Annotated in this window: 15 protein-coding genes; 10 read left to right on the top strand and 5 right to left on the bottom strand. The window is 72.9% G+C overall.

The window, feature by feature from the left end; genetic code table 11:
• The first annotated feature begins 11 nt into the window (after nt 1-11).
• From ACIHFB_RS19240 to ACIHFB_RS19215, 6 genes are all read left to right on the top strand, one after another.
• Nucleotides 12-5,201, top strand: a complete 5,190-nt coding sequence (locus ACIHFB_RS19240; protein ID WP_400127418.1) for a beta-ketoacyl synthase N-terminal-like domain-containing protein — start codon at nt 12-14, stop codon at nt 5,199-5,201.
• Nucleotides 5,201-5,512, top strand: a complete 312-nt coding sequence (locus ACIHFB_RS19235) for an acyl carrier protein (protein ID WP_365274807.1) — start codon at nt 5,201-5,203, stop codon at nt 5,510-5,512. Before ACIHFB_RS19240 ends, ACIHFB_RS19235 begins: the two co-directional genes overlap by 1 nt.
• Nucleotides 5,513-5,514: 2 nt before the next feature.
• Nucleotides 5,515-6,321 (top strand): alpha/beta hydrolase, encoded by an 807-nt coding sequence (locus tag ACIHFB_RS19230; protein ID WP_365274804.1) that lies wholly within the window; start codon nt 5,515-5,517, stop codon nt 6,319-6,321.
• Nucleotides 6,318-7,499, top strand: coding sequence for a glycosyltransferase (locus ACIHFB_RS19225; protein WP_400127417.1), 1,182 nt, complete (start codon nt 6,318-6,320; stop codon nt 7,497-7,499). The genes ACIHFB_RS19230 and ACIHFB_RS19225 overlap by 4 nt, the downstream gene beginning before the upstream one ends.
• Complete coding sequence (locus ACIHFB_RS19220; RefSeq protein WP_400127416.1) at nt 7,496-8,575, top strand: class I SAM-dependent methyltransferase; 1,080 nt, start codon at nt 7,496-7,498, stop codon at nt 8,573-8,575. The genes ACIHFB_RS19225 and ACIHFB_RS19220 overlap by 4 nt, the downstream gene beginning before the upstream one ends.
• Nucleotides 8,576-8,777: 202 nt before the next feature.
• Nucleotides 8,778-10,037 carry a phosphodiester glycosidase family protein gene (locus ACIHFB_RS19215; RefSeq protein ID WP_400127415.1) on the top strand — a complete coding sequence of 420 codons (1,260 nt, stop codon included), beginning with the start codon at nt 8,778-8,780 and terminating at the stop codon, nt 10,035-10,037.
• Nucleotides 10,038-10,116: 79 nt separating this feature from the next.
• On the opposite strand, the gene ACIHFB_RS19210 is transcribed toward ACIHFB_RS19215, so the two are convergent.
• A complete protein-coding gene (locus ACIHFB_RS19210) occupies nt 10,117-11,154 on the bottom strand; it encodes a YbhN family protein (protein WP_400127414.1) in 1,038 nt (345 codons plus the stop codon).
• A 180-nt stretch (nt 11,155-11,334) separates the two neighbouring features.
• Entirely contained in the window at nt 11,335-12,699 is a 1,365-nt protein-coding gene (locus tag ACIHFB_RS19205; RefSeq protein ID WP_400127413.1) for a hypothetical protein, read from the bottom strand.
• A 112-nt stretch (nt 12,700-12,811) separates the two neighbouring features.
• Between ACIHFB_RS19205 and ACIHFB_RS19200 the strand changes: the two genes are divergently transcribed.
• Both ACIHFB_RS19200 and ACIHFB_RS19195 read left to right on the top strand, forming a co-directional pair.
• The gene (locus tag ACIHFB_RS19200; RefSeq protein ID WP_400127412.1) at nt 12,812-14,038 is read left to right on the top strand and encodes a molybdopterin-dependent oxidoreductase; all 1,227 of its coding nucleotides are present in this window, start codon (nt 12,812-12,814) and stop codon (nt 14,036-14,038) included.
• Nucleotides 14,038-14,496, top strand: coding sequence for a hypothetical protein (locus ACIHFB_RS19195; RefSeq protein WP_400127411.1), 459 nt, complete (start codon nt 14,038-14,040; stop codon nt 14,494-14,496). The genes ACIHFB_RS19200 and ACIHFB_RS19195 overlap by 1 nt, the downstream gene beginning before the upstream one ends.
• Here ACIHFB_RS19195 and ACIHFB_RS19190 read toward each other — a convergent pair.
• From ACIHFB_RS19190 to ACIHFB_RS19180, 3 genes are read right to left on the bottom strand one after another with little or no spacing between them, the layout of a single operon-like run.
• Entirely contained in the window at nt 14,385-15,152 is a 768-nt protein-coding gene (locus tag ACIHFB_RS19190) for a class I SAM-dependent methyltransferase (RefSeq protein ID WP_400127410.1), read from the bottom strand. The genes ACIHFB_RS19195 and ACIHFB_RS19190 overlap by 112 nt on opposite strands.
• 14 nt (nt 15,153-15,166) lie before the next feature.
• Nucleotides 15,167-15,775, bottom strand: a complete 609-nt coding sequence (locus ACIHFB_RS19185) for a DUF2064 domain-containing protein (RefSeq protein ID WP_400127409.1) — start codon at nt 15,773-15,775, stop codon at nt 15,167-15,169.
• Nucleotides 15,772-16,473: a glycosyltransferase family 2 protein gene (locus ACIHFB_RS19180; protein WP_400127408.1), complete on the bottom strand. Its 702-nt coding sequence runs from the start codon at nt 16,471-16,473 to the stop codon at nt 15,772-15,774. Before ACIHFB_RS19180 ends, ACIHFB_RS19185 begins: the two co-directional genes overlap by 4 nt.
• Before the next feature lie 148 nt (nt 16,474-16,621).
• On the opposite strand from ACIHFB_RS19180, the gene ACIHFB_RS19175 reads away from it, so the two are divergent.
• Together ACIHFB_RS19175 and ACIHFB_RS19170 are read left to right on the top strand one after the other, a co-directional pair.
• Nucleotides 16,622-17,329, top strand: coding sequence for a response regulator transcription factor (locus ACIHFB_RS19175; protein ID WP_400127407.1), 708 nt, complete (start codon nt 16,622-16,624; stop codon nt 17,327-17,329).
• Between the two features lie 2 nt (nt 17,330-17,331).
• The gene (locus ACIHFB_RS19170) at nt 17,332-18,444 is read left to right on the top strand and encodes a sensor histidine kinase (protein ID WP_400127406.1); all 1,113 of its coding nucleotides are present in this window, start codon (nt 17,332-17,334) and stop codon (nt 18,442-18,444) included.
• Nucleotides 18,445-18,450 lie beyond the last annotated feature (6 nt).

Here is an 18,450-nt window from a genome sequence, read left to right as displayed (position 1 = left end):
ACACGGCGGATATGACGCGCCGTCGAACCCAGCCGCCCATAGCCATCGTGGGGATGGCGGTGATGCTGCCCGGAGCCGCCGACCTCGACACGTACTGGCGGAATCTGCTGGCCGGCACGGACGCCATCACCGACGTGCCCGAAGGGCGGTGGGACTCCGACTACTACCGTCCGGGTTCCGCCACCGGCCGGGCCGTCGCCGACCAGGTGTACTGCCGGCGCGGCGGATTCGTCGACACCCTCGCGGAGGTGGAGGTCACCCGGTTCGGGATCATGCCGAAATCGGTGGCAGGCACCGAGCCCGACCAGCTGATCGCCCTGCATGTGGCCGCCGCCGCGCTCGCCGACGCGGGCGGCGAGGAACGGCTGCCCGACCGGCAGCGCATCGGGGTCGTGCTCGGCCGGGGCGGATATCTCACGCCCGGGCTGGTGCGGCTCGACCAGCGGGTCCGTACGGCGGGTCAACTCGTCCGCACGCTGGGGGAGTTGCTGCCCGATCTCGACGCCGGTCAACTCGACCGGATCCGGACGGCGTTCACCGAGCGGCTGGGGCCCGACAGCCCCGAGTCGGCGATCGGGCTCGTCCCCAACCTCGCGGCCTCCCGCGTCGCCAACCGGCTCGACCTGCGCGGACCCGCGTACACCGTGGACGCCGCCTGCGCCTCCTCACTGGTCGCCGTCGATCAGGCGGTGGGCGAACTCGTCACCGGGCGCTGCGACGTGATGCTCGCCGGGGGAGTGCACCACTGCCACGACATCACCCTGTGGTCCGTCTTCTCCCAGCTCCGCGCGCTCTCCCCGAGCCAGCGCATCCGCCCCTTCCACCGGGACGCCGACGGCATCCTGATCGGCGAGGGCACCGGCGTGGTCGTCCTCAAGCGCCTCGCCGACGCCGAGCGCGACGGGGATCGCGTGTACGCCGTCATCCGGGGTACGGGGGTCGCGAGCGACGGGCGTGCCGCCGGGCTGGTCAACCCCGATCCCGGCGGTCAGGCCAGTGCCGTGCGGCAGGCGTGGCGGGCGGCCGGGCTCGATCCGGCGGCGGCCGGGTCGATCGGGCTGCTGGAAGCGCACGGTACGGCCACGCCGGCGGGGGATGCGGCCGAACTGACCACGCTGGCCGAGGTGTTCGGGCCCGGCGACGCCGCGGTGATCGGCTCGGTGAAGTCGATGATCGGTCACACGATGCCTGCCGCCGGGGTGGCGGGGCTGGTCAAGGCCGCCCTTGCCGTGCACCACGGGGTGCTGTTGCCGACGCTGCACTGCGACGAGCCGAACCCGGCGCTCGCCAAGACCCGTTTCCGGCCGCTGGAGACGGCGGAGCCGTGGGAGACGAACGGTGCGGCGCGGCGGGCGGCTGTGAACGCGTTCGGGTTCGGTGGGATCAATGCGCATGTTGTTCTGGAGGGGGTGGGGGGTGCCGCTTCGGGTCGTCGTTCGGCTGCGGCGCCGTTGGGGCTGGGCGCGCAGTTCCCCGCGCCCCTTGAGGGGGTTGTGGTTTCCGAACCTGAGCGGATGCTGTTTCTCGGTGCCCCCACCCCGGAGCGGCTTGCCTCGATGCTGGACGCCGACGACTCGGCCGTACTTGCCGCCGGTCTCGATCCTCATGGGCCCGCGGGCCCCGCACGTCTCGGCATCGTCGATCCCACCGCCAAGCGGCTGGCGCTCGCCCGGCGGGCGGTCGGGCGGGGGCGTGCCTGGCACGGTCGTAACGACGTCTGGTTCTCTCCTGCCCCGCTGGGCGGGAAGCTCGCGTTCGTCTTCCCTGGCCTCGAAGGCGACTTCGAACCCCGGGTGGACGATGTCGCCGCCCACTTCGGTCTGGCCGGGCCCGTGCCGGGGGCGGCCCGGGTGGGGGACATCGGTCGGCACGGGCTCGGGGTCGTGGCCGTCGGGCGGTTGCTCGACGGGGCGCTGCGGCGGATGGGGGTCGTGCCGGACGCGGTCGCCGGGCACAGCGTCGGTGAGTGGACGGCGATGGCGGCGGCCGGGCTGTACTCGGGGGACGAGGTGGACGGCTTCATGTCGTCCTTCGATCCGGACGCGCTGACCGTGCCGGGGCTGGCGTTCGGGGCGATCGGGGCGCCCGCCGAGCGGGTGCTGACGGCGCTGGAGGCCGACTGGCCGGACGCCGGGATCGTGCTGTCCCACGACAATGCGCCCGCCCAGTCGATGGTGTGCGGTCCGGACACGGCCGTAACGGAATTCGTAAAGGCTTTCCGCGCGCAGGGCGTGATCAGCCAGGTGCTGCCGTTCCGGTCCGGTTTCCACACGCCGATGCTGGAGCCGTACCTCGCCCCCATCAAGGACGCGGCGAGCCGTTTCCGGCTGCATCCGCCGACCGTGCCGGTGTGGTCGGGGACCACCGGGTCGCCGTTCCCGTCGGGGGAGTCGGCGGTCCGTGAGCTGTTCGTCCGGCATTTGCTGGAGCCGGTGCGCTTCCGGCAACTCGTCGAGGCGATGTACACGGCCGGCCACCGCACCTTCGTCCAGGTCGGCCCGGGGCAGTTGGGCTCCCTCATCGGCGACACCCTGTCCGGCCGCGACCACCTGGTCGTGTCCGCCAACTCCCCCCACCGCACGGGTCTCGCCCAGCTCCACCGGGTGGCGACGGCGCTGTGGACGACGGGCGCGAAGTGCTCCGCTGAGGGTGCCGGGGTGGGTCGTTCTTCGGCTGCGGCGCCGTTGGGGCTGGTCGCGCCCCGCGGCGGAGCCGCATCTCGACACAACCCCGCGCCCCTTCAGGGCCTTGCCGAACCGTCCGCTGCCACCCGTCCCGCCGGTCCCCTCGACCGCTCCGCGGAAGCCGCCCACCCCACGGCTCCCGCGCGAGGGGACCGGCAGCCGGTCCGGCTCGACCTGGGCGGTGCGCTCGTCTCGCTAGACGACCGGGTTCTGGCGGAGCTGCGCGCAGGGCTGCGGACCGGTTCACCGGCAGCCGCCGGGGCGGCCTCCCCGGCGACTCCGGATGCCGCCGCACGCTCGCACGCCACCGGTGAACGATCCGCGCTCGACGCTCCGACCGACCCCTCGGGGTTGGACGCGCTGGCCGGACGATTCCCGGCCGCCGCCGAACTGGGCGCGCTGCTGCGCGAGACCGCGGACGCGGCGGTCGCGCTCTTCGCGGCGGGCGGCAGCGGTACGTCCGCGGGTTCCGGCGCCGCGCCCGGCGCCGCGCATCCCGTCGAGTCGGCGCCGGCCGTTCCTGCGGCGGTCAGCCAGGCACTGCGGACGAACGGTCACCGCGCGGACGGTCACCCTGCGGCGGCAGCGCTGATCGCGGCGGGCGGCAGTGGTACGGCCGCGGCTTCCGGGACTGCGCCCGGCCCTGCGCATCCCGACCAGCCGGTGCCGGCCGTTCCCGCGGCAGCCGCCCCGGGACCGCGGACGAACGGTCACCCTGCGGGCAGCCACCCTGAGGCGGTCGCGCTGATCGCGGCGGGCGGCAGTACGGCTGCGGCTTCCGTCACCGCGCCCGCCCCCGCCGCACCCCTTCCCGCGCCCGCGCATCCCCTCCAGTCGGCGCCGGCCGGTCCCGCGGCAGCCGCCCCGGGACCGCGGACGAACGGTCACCCCACGGGCAGCCACCCTGGGGACGGCCGTCCTGAGGAGGGCCACCCCCAACCCGGCCACCCCCAACCCCACCGCACCACCGTCCACGTCTCCCCCGACACCATGCCCTACCTCCTCGACCACTGCTTCTTCCCCCAACGCCCCGGCTGGCCCGATGTGTCCGACCGTTGGCCGGTCGTGCCCGCGACGACGATCGTGGCGCACATGATGGAGGCGGCGGAGCGGGCCGCGCCCGGCCGCCGGGCGGTTGCCGTGCACGGTGCGCGGTTCGATCAGTGGCTCACCGCAACGCCGCCCGTCGACGTCGAGGTCACCGTCACGCCCGTCCCCGACAACCCCGCCCGGCTCGCCGTCTCCTTCGGTCCCCGGGCGCGGTCGGTGGTCGAGCTGTCCGACCGTTACGCGACGACACGCCCCGCTGCCTGGCATCCGGACCGTGCCGCCGAACGCACCCCCGACCACACCGCGGCGCAGCTGTACGCCGAGCGCTGGATGTTCCACGGTCCGGCGTTCCAGGGGGTCAGTGAGCTCACCGCGATCGGTGAGGCGCATGTACGAGGGGTGATCACGACCCCGCCGGCGCCCGGGTCGCTCCTCGACAACGTCGGTCAGATCCTCGGCTACTGGATCATGGCCACCCGCACCGAGCGGACGGTCGTCTTCCCCGTCCAGATGAGGGAGATGCGCTTCTACGGTCCGCAGCCGGACCCCGGCACGGACGTCGGCTGTCTCGTGAGGATCACGTCCCTCACCGACACCGTCCTCGAAGCGGACGTCCAGCTGACCGTCGGTGGTGAGGTCTGGGCGGAGCTCACCGGCTGGCAGGACCGCCGCTTCGACAACGACCCGCAGACCCGGCCCGTGGAGCGTTTCCCCGAGCGCAACACCCTCTCCGAGGCCCGGCCGGAGGGATGGGTGCTGCTGCACGAGCGGTGGCCGGACCTCGCCTCGCGGAATCTCATCATGCGCAACTCCCTGAGCGGAGCTGAGCGTGCGGAGTACGAGGCGCATGCGCCGAGGGGTCGCAGACAGTGGCTGCTCGGCCGGATCGCCGCCAAGGACGCCGTACGGCGATGGCTCTGGGACCAGGGTGAAGGGCCCGTCTTCCCGGCCGAGATCCGGGTCCTCAACGACGAGTTGGGCAGACCGTACGTCACCGGACTGCACGGCCGTCAGCTCCCGGGGCTGGATCTCTCGCTCGCCCATCGCGCGGAGGCCGGCGTGGCGATCGTACGGCCGCACACCCCGGGTCCCGGGCCCGGCATCGACATCGAGCAGGTCGTCGAGCGCGGCCAGGAGACCGTCGCCACCGCCCTCGGACCGGACGAACTCGCCCTGCTGCGGGCCCGATGCGCGGCCACCGCGGAGTCCGAGGCGCTGTGGTTCACCCGGTTCTGGGCGGCCAAGGAAGCCGTCGCGAAGGCGGAGGGCACCGGATTCGGCGGGCGGCCACGCGACTTCACCGTGCTGGCGGCCGACGCGGACAGCCTGCTCGTCTCGGGGCGGCTGGAGCGCGCGTACACCGTGCGCTGCGAACGGACCGGCAATCCGCCCGGGTTGCCGAGCAGGGAGTACGTCGTGGCCTGGACGACGGGACCGACGCGACAGGATGACGAGGAGACGGACTGATGCATCCCCACCCGCAGGCCGGCGACGAGAAAACCGTGCTCGCCGACATCACCGGCATGCTCGGAGCGCTCCTCGACGAGTACGGCCTCGACGACGTCGAGATCGGCATGCAGACCACCTTCAACCGCGATCTGGAGCTGGAGAGCATCGACCTCGTCACGCTCGCCGGACTGCTGGAGGAGCGGTACGCCGGACGGGTCAACTTCGCCGAGTTCCTGGCCGGGATGGAGTTCGACGAGATCATCGAACTCACCGTCGGCCGGCTCGTCGAGCACATCGTGCACAGCCTCAAAGCGGCCGAGGCGGCCTGATCATGGCCTTCGTCGACACCGGCGACCTCCGGCTGCACGTACAGAGAATGGGCCCGAAGGACGGTCGACCCGCCACTGCCACTGCGGTGTTGGTGCACGGTCTGCTCACCGACAGCCTCGCCAGTTACTACTTCACCGTGGCCCCCGTGTTCGCACTGGCCGGCATCGACGTCGTCATGTACGACCTGCGCGGCCACGGCCGCAGCACGCGCCCCGAAACCGGTTACCGCCTCGACGACAACATCGACGACCTTCAGGCGCTGCTCGACCGGCTGGTGATCACCGGCCCGGTCCACCTGGTCGGCAACTCCTACGGCGGCACGGTCGCCTTCGGCTACGCCGCCCGCCACCCGGAGCGCGTCGCGAGCCTCACCCTCATCGAGTCGGAACCGGCCACCGAGGCCTGGGCGGTGAAGATCGGCGGCATCCTGCACCGCGTGCTCACCCAGCTCGCGCTCAACGAGGACGACGCCCTCGCCTGGATCACCGCGAACCGCAGCCACAACACCGCCCGCCTCGCCAAGGGCGCGGCCCGGCTGGCCCGCACCACCAGCCTCCCGCACGACATCCCGGCCAGCCGCGTGCTCACCGAGGAGTCGATCCGGTCCGTCTCCTGTCCCGTACTCGCCCTGTACGGCGGCGACTCCGACCTGGCCGAACTGGCGCCGTGGCTGGAGGGGCTGCTGCCCGACTGCCGGACCGTGGTGGTGCCGGGGCACGAGCACTCGGTGCTGGTGGAAGCGGCCGGAGTGGTCGGCGGCCACATTCTCGAACTGATCCGGCAGCCCCCGCTGGCGGAGGTGCGGTGAGCCGGTTCCTGTTCGTCGTGCCGCCGCTCGTGGGTCACATCAACCCGGCCGTGGGGGTCGCCGCCGAACTGACCACCCGGGGACACCGGGTGGCCTGGGCGTGCGCCGACCCCGGCCTGCTCCTGCGGCTCGCGGGCGAGACGTCCGTCGTGTTCTCCTGCGACGGGCCCGTGCCGGGGGCGGGGGAGGGCGTACGACCGCCGGAACTCCGCGGTCCCGAGGCGCTGAAATTCCTCTGGGAACGGTTTCTCGCCCCGCTCGCCGAGGCGATGGCGCCCGGAGTGGCCGCCGCGGTGCGGGAGTTCGGCCCCGACGTGGTCGTCGCCGACCAGCAGGCCCTCGCCGGCGGGCTGGTCGCCGAACGTCTGGGCGTGCCGTGGGCGACCTCGGCCACCACCTCCGCCGAGTTCACCGACGTCCTGGCGGGCATGCCGAAGGTCGCCGACTGGATCGACGGACTCCTCAGCGGGCTGCGGGCACGGATCGGCGACCCGGCCGGCACCGCCGATCCACGCTTCTCGCCCCATCTCGTGCTCGCCTTCAGCACCCGGGAGTTCGTCGGGCCGGACGCCAGGACGGGGGAACAGATCCGGTACGTCGGCCTGTCCGTCGCCGCCCGGCCGGACCGGGCCGACTTCCCCTGGGACTGGCTGGACCCGTCCCGCGCCACGGTCCTCGTCACGCTCGGGACCGCCAACACCGATGTGGGGGCGCGGTTCCTCGGTGCGTGCCATGAGGCCGTACGGTCCCGGGCGGACCGGATGCAGGCGGTGATCGTGGATCCGGCGGGGGCGCTCACGGCGGCCGCCGACAAGGACGTGCTGATCGTGCCGTCCGTGCCCCAACTCCCGTTGCTGGAAAGGGTCGACGCCGTCGTCTGTCACGCCGGGCACAACACCGTCTGCGAAGCCCTCTGGCACGGTGTGCCCCTTGTCGTGGCACCCATCCGGGACGACCAGCCGGTCGTGGCCGGGCAGGTGGCCGAGGCAGGGGCGGGGATCCGGGTCCGGTTCGGGCGGGTCACCGCGGTGAAGCTGGGCGAGGCACTCGACGCCGTCCTGCACGAACCCGGCCATCGGGCCGCGGCGATACGCATCCGTACCGGATTCCGGGCCGCCGGGGGTGCCACCGCGGCGGCCTCCCGTCTCGAAGAGCTGGCCGCCGAGGAGGCGTCATGAACGAGGAAGAGCACAAGGCACCGAGCCGAGCCGAGCAGGTCGCCGCCCTGCGCCCCGGCTACCGGGCCGACCTGGCCGACGGCCTGGACCGGTTCTTCGAACCCCGGCGCACCACCTGCCCCTGGTGCGGTTCAGAAGACCTGACCACCCGGCTGCGCACCACCGATCTGCTCCAGCACAAGCCCGGCCGGTTCGTGCTCGACCGGTGCGGGGAGTGCCGGCACACCTTCCAGAACCCCCGACTCAGCGCCGAGGGGCTGGAGTTCTACTACCGGGACTTCTACGACGGCCTGGGCGAGAAGCAGTTGGGCAACACCTTCGCGAGCCGGGGCAAGATGTACGAGCAGCGGGCCGCGTCCCTGCTGCCGCACACCTCCGACCCTAAGAACTGGCTCGACGTCGGCACCGGGCACGGCCACTTCTGCGAGTCCGCCCGCACCGTCCACCCCGGCACCACCTTCGACGGGCTCGACTTCACCGACGGGGCCGAACTCGCCGAGCGGGCCGGGCGGGTGGAGCGCGGCTACCGGGGGAGTTTCCCCGAGCTGGCACCGGGGTTCGCCGGGCACTACGACGTGGTCAGCATGTTCCACTACCTGGAGCACAGCACCGAGCCGGACCGTGAACTGAGGGCGGCCAAGGAGGCGTTGCGGCCCGGCGGGCATCTGCTGATCGAGGTGCCCGACCCCGACAGCCGTTACGCCCGCATCCTCGGGCGGTGGTGGCTGCCGTGGCTCCAGCCGCAGCACCTGCACTTCGTGCCGGTCGGCAATCTGCGGCAACGGCTGACCGACCTCGGCTTCACGGTCGTCGCGGAACAGCACGCCGAGCCGCACGACCCCGTCGACCTGCTGGCAGGCGCCTGGCTCGTGCTGGACGCGGTGGCTCCCCGCGACGACCTGCCCTGGCTGCCGTCCGCGCCCAACGCGCTGAAGCGCACGGTGCGCGGTGCGCTGCTGATCGCGGGAATCCCGGCGCTGGTCGCGGGCACGCTGCTGGACCGGTTCGCGATCCGGCGCCTGTCGCATCGGCTCGGGGTGTCCAACGCGTATCGGCTGGTGGCCCGGCGGGACTAGGCGCTCCGTTGGACAGGGGGGTTGTTCGTCTGCGGGCCGGTGGGGGCTTGTCGCGCAGTTCCCCGCGCCCCTGACGGGGCGCGCCCTTGCGCGCCCGACTGGTTCCGCTCACGGCAACTCCGCGTGCCGCTTCCGCAGTTGTTCACCCGTGTGGGCTCGAAGGGCCTACCGGGCGTTCCCCCGGCGGAAGATGCTCGCGGGCATGACATCCAGCTCGTACAGACTCGGGATCACTCGTGCCGCGGCTGTGACGACGGCCGTTGTGACCGTCCTGGTCGCTCCGGGCGGTCACGCCCAAGCCGCCGCCGACCGGACCCTTCCCCTCGGGGACGCCGACCTCGTGGAGACGCGCAGCAGCCGGGCGCTCGCCGACGGCGTCACCCTGACCCGGATCGTGCGGGGGACCGAACCCGCCCCCGCCGACCAGATCAACAGCACGCCCCGCGGCCCCTGGGTGGTCAACGTCCTCACCATCGACCCCCGCAGGACCCGCGGCCATCTGAAGGCGACCTACGGACCCGACCTGGCCCGCACGGAGAAGACCACCGACCTCGTCCGTTCCTCCGGAGCGCTCGCCGGGGTCAACGCCTCGTTCTTCACCTTCACGGCCAGCGCCCAGTACCCCGGCGACCCGGTCGGGTTGGGCCTGTACAGCGGGCGGCTCCTCAGCGAGCCCACGACAGACCCCGCCGAAGCCGACCTCGTCGTCGACTCCCGTACCGACCGCGTCCTGATGGGCAAGCTCAGCTGGTCGGGCGGCGTGACGAACCGGGCGACCGGCGCCTCGCTCCCGCTGGAGTACCTCAACCACCCGCCCGTCGTTCCCGCGGCCTGCACCGGAACGACCGAGTGCACCGAACCCGGCGATGTCACCCGGTTCACCCCGGAGTTCGCCGCATCCACCCCGTCGGGCGCCGGCGCCGAGGTCGTCCTGGACCGGCGCGGCTGCGTGACACGCACGTCGACGACCCGCGGCACGGCACTCGCCGCGGGACAGACGTCGATCCAGGCGACCGGCCGGGAGGCGTCAACTCTTCTGCAGGTGGCGGGAGAAGGCTGCGTCAAGGTCACCTCGACACTGACCGACGAGCGCGGCAGGACCCTTCCGGTGCGACCGGGGCTGTCCGGCGTGAACGGGCGCTACCGGCTCACCGCGAACGGCGAGATCGTCGTACCGCCCGGCTCCGGCAGCTTCTTCGACCGCAACCCCCGCACCATCGCCGGCACGACACGGGACGGCAGGATCGTGCTCGCGACGATCGACGGCCGCATGACCACCAGCGTCGGCACGACAATGGACGAAACCGCCGCGGTGGCCGACGCACTCGGTCTGCACGACGCCATCAACCTCGACGGCGGCGGTTCCACGGCCATGTCGGTGGAGGGCGCGTTGGTGAACAAGCCGAGTGGGACGGCCGAGCGGGCGGTGGGAGACGCCCTGGTCTTCCAGAACGCCCCCTAGTACGCGCCCCGCAGGGGCGCGGGGAACTGCGCGACCAGCCACAACGGACCCGCAGCCAAAGAACCACAGGCGGGAGCATCTACAACATCTTCCGCCGCACCATCCCCGACAACACCAGCGCCCCCGGCACCAACGGCAGCCACACCGTAATCACCCGGAACCCGATCACTGTGCCGGTCGCCACAGGCACCGCCGCGCCGAACACGACAAGGGTGAACACCAGCGCCGCGTCCACGGGGCCGATGCCGCCAGGCGCCGGCACGGCCCCCACCGCGGCGCTGGCGGCGAGATACGCGAAGATCACATGCACCCAGGGCAGCTGCAGCCCCAGCGAGGACCCCACCGAGGCCAGCACACAGGCCTGCAACAGCGGGAACGCGGCCGCCCCGCCCCACAGCTGGAGCACCCGGATCGGGCGGGTGTGCAGCAGACGGGCGTCGGTCAGGGCGGTGCTCAGACAGTCGAGCAGCGGCCGGCGCAGCGGCCGTACGACCGTCAGAAGCAGGGCCGCGGCGGCGAGCGCGCAGACCACACCGATGGCGGCCACGGTCAACGTCTCCGCGTCCGGGACGAGTTGGCCGATGCGCAGCGTACCGGGGAAGGCGAGGAGGAACCCGAGGATCAGCAGCGTCTTCGCGACGGGCTTGACCAGCGAGTACAGCGCCAGCGACGCCGTCGCCCGGGGGATGGATATCCCCTGGTTCTGGAGGAACCGCAGCGTCACGGCGTGCGCGCCCAGACCGGCCGGCAGGACGTGGTTGGCGGCGCCGGCGGCGAACTGCGACGCCAGCAGGGGCCCCGGCGGCAGCCGTTCGGGGAGGGCGCCCTGCCGGGTCACCGAAGCGGCCATCCAGCACAGGATGTTGAAAACGGTTCCGGCCAGCAGCCACCGGAGGTCGGCACCGGCCAGGCGGACGGCGCTGTCATGGACCGTGGGCCAGTCGAAAGCGGCGTAACCGCCGATCAGCAGGAGCGGCAGCAGACTCAGCGCCCAGCGGAGCCGGCGCCGGCGCTGCCGCGCCTGCGTCGGTGTGGGGGCACCGACCGAGGCGGGAGCGGGGATGGGGACGGGGGTGAGCGACGGCTTGGGGAGCTCGTCGAGCTGGAGCGGGGACACGGCGCACGTCGTCCTTCCGCGTCGTGCCCGCGCTGTGGCGGGACGGACGGGTATGAGGAGGCGAGCAAAGGGGGACGCGGGGAGCGTTCCCTTCCCGTGTGACGGGATGGTGGCCGGGAACCGACGAGGTGAGGGCGGACGGGCAACGCGGTCACAGTGTGACGGGCGTCAGCACCGTTGTCACCAACCCGTCAGCAGCAGATGGTTGACGAGCAGCGCGAGCACCGCCTGCGCCACCAGCCACCCCCGCACCCCCGTGAGAAACGCACCCGCCGGCAACAGCCAGAGCGCGAACGGCAGCCAGATCCGCTCCGTCTCGGCCTTGCTCATCCCGGACAGGTCGGCGGCGACCATCGCGACCAGCGCGGCGAGCACCAGCACGCCGAGGCGGAACGCGGCGGTACGGTCCCGGCGGAGCAGGATCACTCCGGTCCGCCGTAGCCCCGCCGCTGTCGCGAGGCCGACGACGAGGACCTGGCAGGCGAGGTTGGCCCACACCCAGTAGGCCTGCGGACGGGTGCCGCCGGCGCCCTGGTTGTAGCGGGTGACCAGCAGGTCGTACGCCTCCCACCAGTAGAAGCCCAGCGCGGTGAACACGATCGGGACGACCAGGAAACCGGCCAGCACGAAGGGGAGGGGACGGATGCGGTCGGAGCCCAGGAGCAGCACGGCGGCGGCGATCACGACGAACAGCGTCAGGCCGTACGACAGATAGATCAGCAGGCCGAAGAGGAGGCCGGAGGCGAGTCCCGTCCAGCGTGGCCGGTGGCCGGTCACCGCCAGCGCGAGGAGCGCGACCGCCCAGGCGGCGACCGCCGCGAACCAGCCGTCGGTGGCGGTGCCCAGCCACACGGCACCCGGGGCCAGGACCAGGAAGGGCGCGGCACGGCGGGCGAGTTTCTCGTCGGCGAGGGTGCGGACGGTGAGGAGGATCGCGAGGGCGGCACTCGCGCCGACGGTGATGACGAAGACCCCGGCCCAGGCGCCGCCGCCCAGCCCGATGCGGTCCAGGTAGACGAAGGTGAGCGTGGCCGCCGGAGGGTGGCCGGCGATGTGCGCGGGCCAGTGGTCGGGGGAGTCGAGCAGGATGTGGGCATTGAAGTCCCGCAGGGCCGCCGGGATGTCGTGGAAGCGGTCGATGACCTGGAGGTATTCATAGCGCGTCGTCAGCCGGTCGGCGATGCCGCGCCGCCAGCCGTCGACGAGCGCCAGCGAGAACGTCCAGGCCGTGCCCGCTCCCCAGACGGTGAACAGGAGGCGGCGCCAGGGCAGCCGGGCGGCCAGGGGCGGGCCGTACGCCACGATCGCCACCGCGACGGCGATCGCGGCCGGGGTGCCGGGGCCGAGGTGCGGGTACCAGTCGGCGAGCAGCGGCGGCCAGTCGACGAAGAGGCTGCCGTCCCGGTCCTCGATCACGGTGCCGACCACGGCGGCGGTCGCGAAGAGCAGGGCGGCGGCGCAGGCCGCGTACAGGTCACGGCGGAGGTCACGGCGGGCGTCCGGAAGGGCGTCGGAACCGGTTTCGGGCAGAAGATCGTGGGTCACGCGAGAACGCTAGGACGCCCGGCGTCCGCCAGACGCGTGACGGGCGCCGACGTCAGGGATTCGTCATGATTCGCGCCCCTGTCCTGCGGTGACGCGGGCCTACGGTCGGGGCATGCGACGCACGGTTTCTACCCCTTTCTCCCCCTCGTTCTGGCGCAGCCCGCTGCGCGGCCCCTGGTTCACCTCGGTGCTCGGCGTGGTGCTGCTCGGCGGGATCACGCTGCTGTTTCTGACGGGACTGGTGTCGTACGCCGCCTACAACCCGGACCTGGACCCGGTGAACGACCAGACGCCCGACAAGGGGATCCTCGGTTTCTACCTGTTCTCCTGGCCGACCGACCCGCACTGGCTCTACCGGCTCAACCAGGGCGTCCACGTCACCCTCGGCGTCACCCTGATCCCCGTCCTGCTGGCCAAGCTGTGGTCGGTCGTGCCGAGGCTGTTCACACTGCCGCCCGCGCGCTCGCTCGCCCATGCGGCGGAGCGGCTCTCGCTCCTCCTGCTGGTCGGCGGCGTCCTCTTCGAGTTCGTGACGGGGGTGCTGAACGTCCAGCTCGACTACGTCTTCCCGGGCTCCTTCTACACCCTGCACTTCTACGGGGCCTGGGTGTTCTTCGCCGCGTTCGTCGCGCACGTGGTGCTGAAGCTCCCGCAGGCGCTGCGCAATCTGCGGCAACTGCGGGAGGAGAAGGACGACTTGGTGGCCCCGGATCCCGACGAGCCGACGGTGTCCCGGCGCGGGGCCCTGTGGTTCGTCGGGGGCGGCTCGCTGCTGCTGTTCGCCACCACCGTCGGACAGAGCTTCGACGGGGCGCTGCGGCGCACCGCCCTCCTCGCCCCGCGCGGCACCGCACCGGGCTCGGGGCCGAACGGCTTCCAGATCAACAAGACGGCCGCCTACGCCGGGATCCGCACGGCGGAGACGGGCGAGGAGGCCTGGCGGCTGGTCGTCACCGGGCGGACCGGAGTCGTCCGGCTGACCCGCGCCGACCTGCTCCGACTCCCCTTGCACTCCTCCTCGTTGCCCATCGCCTGCGTCGAGGGCTGGTCGACCTCCGACCAGTGGTGGCGCGGCGTACGGCTGCGGGACCTGGCCGCGCTCGTCGGCCACGACGATCCGCCCGACGTGTTCGTGGAGTCGCTCCAGCGGCACGGCGCCTTCCGCCACGCCGCCCTGCGCGCCAACCAGGTCGCCGACGAACGCTCGCTGCTGGCCCTCACCGTCAACGGCGAGGACCTGTCCCCCGACCACGGCCACCCGGCCCGGGTCATCGTGCCCGCGGCTCCCGGTGTGCTCAACACCAAGTGGGTGGCCCGGATGACGTTCGGAGATCTGTGATGCGCGCCCGTCCGGCTGTCGGCAGTCCGTTCCAACTGCTCCTGCTCGCCGCGTCGTTCGCGCTCGCCGGGTATGCGGGGGTGCGGCTGCTGGAGGGGGACTGGTTCGAGGTCGCCCTGTGGTTCGTGGGCGCGGCGCTCGTCCACGACCTGGTCCTGCTGCCGCTGTACACGGCGGCCGACCGGGCCCTGGTCACCGCGTTCGGCGCGGCCGGGCGGCGCTGGGCGGTCGGCTACGTCCGGGTGCCGGCCGCCCTGTCCCTGCTCCTGCTGCTCGTCTGGTTCCCGCTGATCAGCGGCCGGGTCGCCGACCACTTCGACGGTGTCACCGGCCTGAACACCCACGGCTATCCCGCACGCTGGCTGCTGATGACCGCCGCGCTGTTCGCGGGCTCCGCGGTGCTGTTCGTACGACGGTTGCGCAGGGCCGCGAAGGAACGGCCGCCGGAGGTCCACTGATCGACGGCGCTCCAGCCCGCGCGGCTCGCATGCCGCAGCAGGGCGGACGTGCCGAGGCGGGCCCAGGGGAAGGGGGCGCCGGCCGTGCCCCGCCCGTCGGTGACGTGGACGTGGATGCGCTCGTCCACGTCCACCGGGGCCGTCTCGGCGATCAACAGACCGCCAGGCACCAGCAGTTGGCCCAGCCGGTCGAGCAGGGCGAGGGGATCGCCACCGATGCCGACGTTGCCGTCGGCGAGCAGGACGGTGCCCCAGCGGCCCTCTCCCGGAACCGGCTCGAACACCGAGCGGTGCAGCGCCTGTCCGCCGAGCCGCACGGTGTGGGCGACCGCCGCCGCGCTGACGTCGATGCCGAGGGCGTGCCGGCCCCGGGCGGTGAGTTCGGCGACGAGCCGTCCCGGACCGCAGCCCACATCGAGCACCGCACCCTCGCACCGGGCGAGCACCTCCCGGTCCACCGCGTCGGCACGCGCACACCAGCGCTCCACGTCCAACGGCAGCAGCCAGCCGTCCGTACGGCGCAGAAAGAGCGGACCGCGCCCGGTGAGGAGGGCGTCGGTGTAGAGGTCGGCCGTCCAGGGACGGTCGTCGGCAGCGGCCTGCCGCACCAGCGCCGTCGCCTGCCGCACCGCGCTCACCGAAGTCACCTGCCGCATTGCGCTCACCGCACTCACCGCGCTTCTGCCGTCAGCCGCTCCAGCTCCGCCGCGAAACGCCCGCCCGGCGCCGCTTTGGCGACCACCTCCGCGTCGTAGGCCGTGTCGACGTCCCGAAGACACGGCAGGTCCCGTACGCGCAGGCCCGCGAGGCGGTCGCGCTGCACGGCGCCGGTGTGCGGGGTCGACATCGGGACGCCGCGCAGCAGGGCCGGATCCGGTGCGGCCAGGCCCAGGGCCCAGAAGCCGCCGTCGTCGGCGGGACCGAAATACGCGTCGCAGTCGGCGAAGTCCACGGTCAGGAGCTCCGGCGTCACCTGCGGGGTGTCCATGCCGATCAGCAGGGACGGGCCGGTGCAGGCCGCGAAGGCGGCGGCGAGACGTTCGTCGAGGCCGCCCGCGCACTGCGGTACGACCTCGAAGCCGGGCGGTAGCCAGGGGCCCGGAGCCCCGTCGAGGACCAGGACCCGGCGCGCGGCCGGCGTCCGCGCCACCGTGTCCAGGGTGTCCGCCAGCGAGGCCTCGGCGAGCGCGGCCGCCTCCCGCGGTGTGAACGGCGGTGTCAGCCGGGTCTTCACCCGGCCCGACCGGGGCTCCTTGGCGATGACGAGGAGCGTGGTCACAGGCGGGCTCCCTGCTTGGCGGCGGTCTCGGTCAGTACCCGGCTCATGTCCCGTACCGCCTGCCAGGTCCCGCGCCAGGTGCCGGTGACCTTGGAGGCGCCGGTGCGCGGGAGGTAGGGGACGCTGTGCTCGGTGATGCGCCAGCCGGCGTCGGCGGCCCGCACCACCATCTGGAGCGGATAGCCGCTGCGCCGGTCGGTCAGGCCGAGGGCGAGCAGCGGTTCGCGCCGGGCGGCACGCAGCGGGCCCAGGTCGTGCAGGCGAAGTCCGGTGCGGCGGCGCAGCATCCGGGCCAGCGCCAGATTGCCGGCGCGGGCGTGCGCGGGCCACGCGCCCCGGCCCTGCGGGCGCCGTCTGCCGAGCACCAGGTCTGCCGAGCCGTCGGCCACCTCCCGAACGAAGGGCACGAGGTCGCCCGGGTCGAGGGAGGCGTCGCAGTCGCAGAAGCACACGATGTCGGCGGTGGCGGCCGTCAGGCCCGCATGGCAGGCGGCGCCGAAGCCGCGCCGCTCCTCGCGCACGACTCTCGCGCCGAGGGCGCGGGCGATGTCGGCCGAGCCGTCCGTGGATCCGTTGTCCACGACCAGCGCCCGCCAGCCGGGCGGGATGCGCTCCAGGACCCAGGGCAGCGCCTCGGCCTCGTCGAGACAGGGGAGGACCACGTCGACTTCTGGGGCCTTGGAAAGTTCTCGGGCCATGGGACGTTCTCGGTCCATGGGAAAGGGGGTCGTCACGGATCTCACCCTACGAGCGAGAATCGGACATTTCGGGCCTTGGCTCCTTACGAAACAAGGACGTCAGCGGCGGTGGACGCCATCGGCGCGCGCGTGGTGCGAGGCTGGCGGCATGGAAGAGCAGCAGCATCTGGGGGCCGGAGCCCGGGTCCTCGTCGTGGACGACGATCCGACCGTCGCCGAGGTCGTGTCCGGGTACCTCGACCGGGCCGGATACGTGGTCGACCGGGCCGGGGACGGTCCCGACGCCCTCGACCGGGCCGCCGAGCACTGGCCGGACCTCGTCGTGCTGGACCTGATGCTGCCCGGCATGGACGGCCTGGAGGTGTGCCGGCAGATGCGGGTGCGCGGGCCCGTGCCGGTCATCATGCTCACCGCGCGCGGCGACGAGGACGACCGGATCCTGGGCCTGGAGGTCGGCGCCGACGACTATGTGACGAAACCCTTCAGCCCCCGGGAACTGGTCCTGCGCGTCGAGTCCGTACTGCGCCGCGCCCGCCCCGCCCCGCCGTCGCCCACCCTGCGCGCGGCCGGGCTCACGGTCGACCCGGCGGCCCGGCGCGCCGCCAAGAACGGCACCGAACTCGCCCTCACTGTCCGGGAGTTCGACCTGCTCGCGTTCTTCCTCAGGCACCCCGGCCGGGTCTTCAGCCGGGAGGACCTGATGCGCGAGGTGTGGGGCTGGGACTTCGGCGACCTGTCGACCGTCACCGTCCATGTCCGCCGGCTGCGCGGCAAGGTCGAGGACGATCCGGCGCGGCCCCGGCTGATCCAGACCGTGTGGGGCGTCGGCTACCGCTTCGACACCGCGGAGGCGTGACCATGCGCGACACACTCCTGATCGCCCTCTTCGCCTTCCTCGGCGCAGCCGCCGCCGGGGTGCTCGGCGCCGGTGTGCTGCGGATGGTCCGGCGCCGGTCGCTCGCCCTGCACCTCGCGGTGGTCGCCGCCGTCGCCGTCACCGCGATGCTCGCGGGCACGCTCGTGGTCGCGCAGGCCATGTTCCTGTCCGAGCACGACCTGAAGGTCGTCACACTGGTCGCCGCGATGGCCGCCGTCGTCTCCCTCGTCACCGCGCTGCTGCTCGGCCGCTGGGTCGTCGCCCGCAGCCGGGCCCTCGCGCTCGCCGCCCGCTCCTTCGGCGACGGCGGCGACTTCACCTCGCCCGACGGTCCCGCGACCGCCGAACTCGCCGCACTCAGCCGGGAGTTGGAGGCGACCAGCGCCAAACTCGCCGAGTCCCGCAGGCGGGAACGCGCCCTGGAGTCCTCCCGGCGTGAGCTCGTCGCCTGGATCTCGCACGATCTGCGTACCCCGCTGGCCGGGCTGCGCGCGATGGCCGAGGCCCTGGAGGACGGGGTCGCCGCCGATCCCGACCGCTATCTCCGGCAGATCCGCACCGAGGTGGAGCGGCTGAACGGCATGGTGGGGGACCTCTTCGAACTCTCCCGCATACATGCGGGGACGCTGGCGCTGACCCCCAGCCGGATCTCGCTGTACGACCTCGTCGGGGATGCCCTTGCGGGGGCCGATCCGCTGGCGCGTGAGCACGGCGTGCGGCTTGTCGGTGATCTGGTGGAGCCGGTGCCGGTCGAGGTGGACGGCAAGGAGATGAGCCGGGTGCTCGGGAATCTGCTTGTCAACGCGATTCGTCGGACACCGGCGGACGGTACGGTCGCCGTGGCCGCCGAGCGGTCGGCCGATGGTGTGGTGTTGTCCGTGACGGACGGGTGCGGGGGGATTCCTGAGGAGGATCTGCCGCGGGTGTTCGATACCGGGTGGCGGGGGACGGATGCGCGGACGCCGCCGGCGGGGGCGGGGTTGGGGCTGGCGATCGTGCGGGGGATCGTGGAGGCGCATCAAGGGAGGGCTGCGGTTCACAACGTTCCGGGTGGGTGTCGGTTTGTGGTGACCTTGCCGGTGGCGGGGGTGTGACGGGCG

Origin of the sequence: Streptomyces sp. NPDC051963, assembly GCF_044593495.1 — a bacterium.
In the GTDB taxonomy this organism is placed as follows: Bacteria; Actinomycetota; Actinomycetes; order Streptomycetales; family Streptomycetaceae; genus Streptomyces.
The sequence above is the reverse complement of the archived record's forward strand: the minus strand, read 5'-3'. Positions and strand labels throughout refer to the sequence as shown.

Excerpts from the sequence above, each read along its gene's own strand:
- ACIHFB_RS19230 (WP_365274804.1), top strand. The coding sequence starts at position 5,515 with ATGGCCTTCGTCGACACCGGCGACCTCCGGCTGCACGTACAGAGAATG.
- ACIHFB_RS19170 (WP_400127406.1), top strand. The coding sequence starts at position 17,332 with ATGCGCGACACACTCCTGATCGCCCTCTTCGCCTTCCTCGGCGCAGCC.
- ACIHFB_RS19190 (WP_400127410.1), bottom strand. The coding sequence starts at position 15,152 with ATGCGGCAGGTGACTTCGGTGAGCGCGGTGCGGCAGGCGACGGCGCTG.
- ACIHFB_RS19195 (WP_400127411.1), top strand. The coding sequence starts at position 14,038 with ATGCGCGCCCGTCCGGCTGTCGGCAGTCCGTTCCAACTGCTCCTGCTC.
- ACIHFB_RS19235 (WP_365274807.1), top strand. The coding sequence starts at position 5,201 with ATGCATCCCCACCCGCAGGCCGGCGACGAGAAAACCGTGCTCGCCGAC.
- ACIHFB_RS19200 (WP_400127412.1), top strand. The coding sequence starts at position 12,812 with ATGCGACGCACGGTTTCTACCCCTTTCTCCCCCTCGTTCTGGCGCAGC.
- ACIHFB_RS19220 (WP_400127416.1), top strand. The coding sequence starts at position 7,496 with ATGAACGAGGAAGAGCACAAGGCACCGAGCCGAGCCGAGCAGGTCGCC.
- ACIHFB_RS19215 (WP_400127415.1), top strand. The coding sequence starts at position 8,778 with ATGACATCCAGCTCGTACAGACTCGGGATCACTCGTGCCGCGGCTGTG.
- ACIHFB_RS19180 (WP_400127408.1), bottom strand. The coding sequence starts at position 16,473 with ATGGCCCGAGAACTTTCCAAGGCCCCAGAAGTCGACGTGGTCCTCCCC.
- ACIHFB_RS19240 (WP_400127418.1), top strand. The coding sequence starts at position 12 with ATGACGCGCCGTCGAACCCAGCCGCCCATAGCCATCGTGGGGATGGCG.
- ACIHFB_RS19175 (WP_400127407.1), top strand. The coding sequence starts at position 16,622 with ATGGAAGAGCAGCAGCATCTGGGGGCCGGAGCCCGGGTCCTCGTCGTG.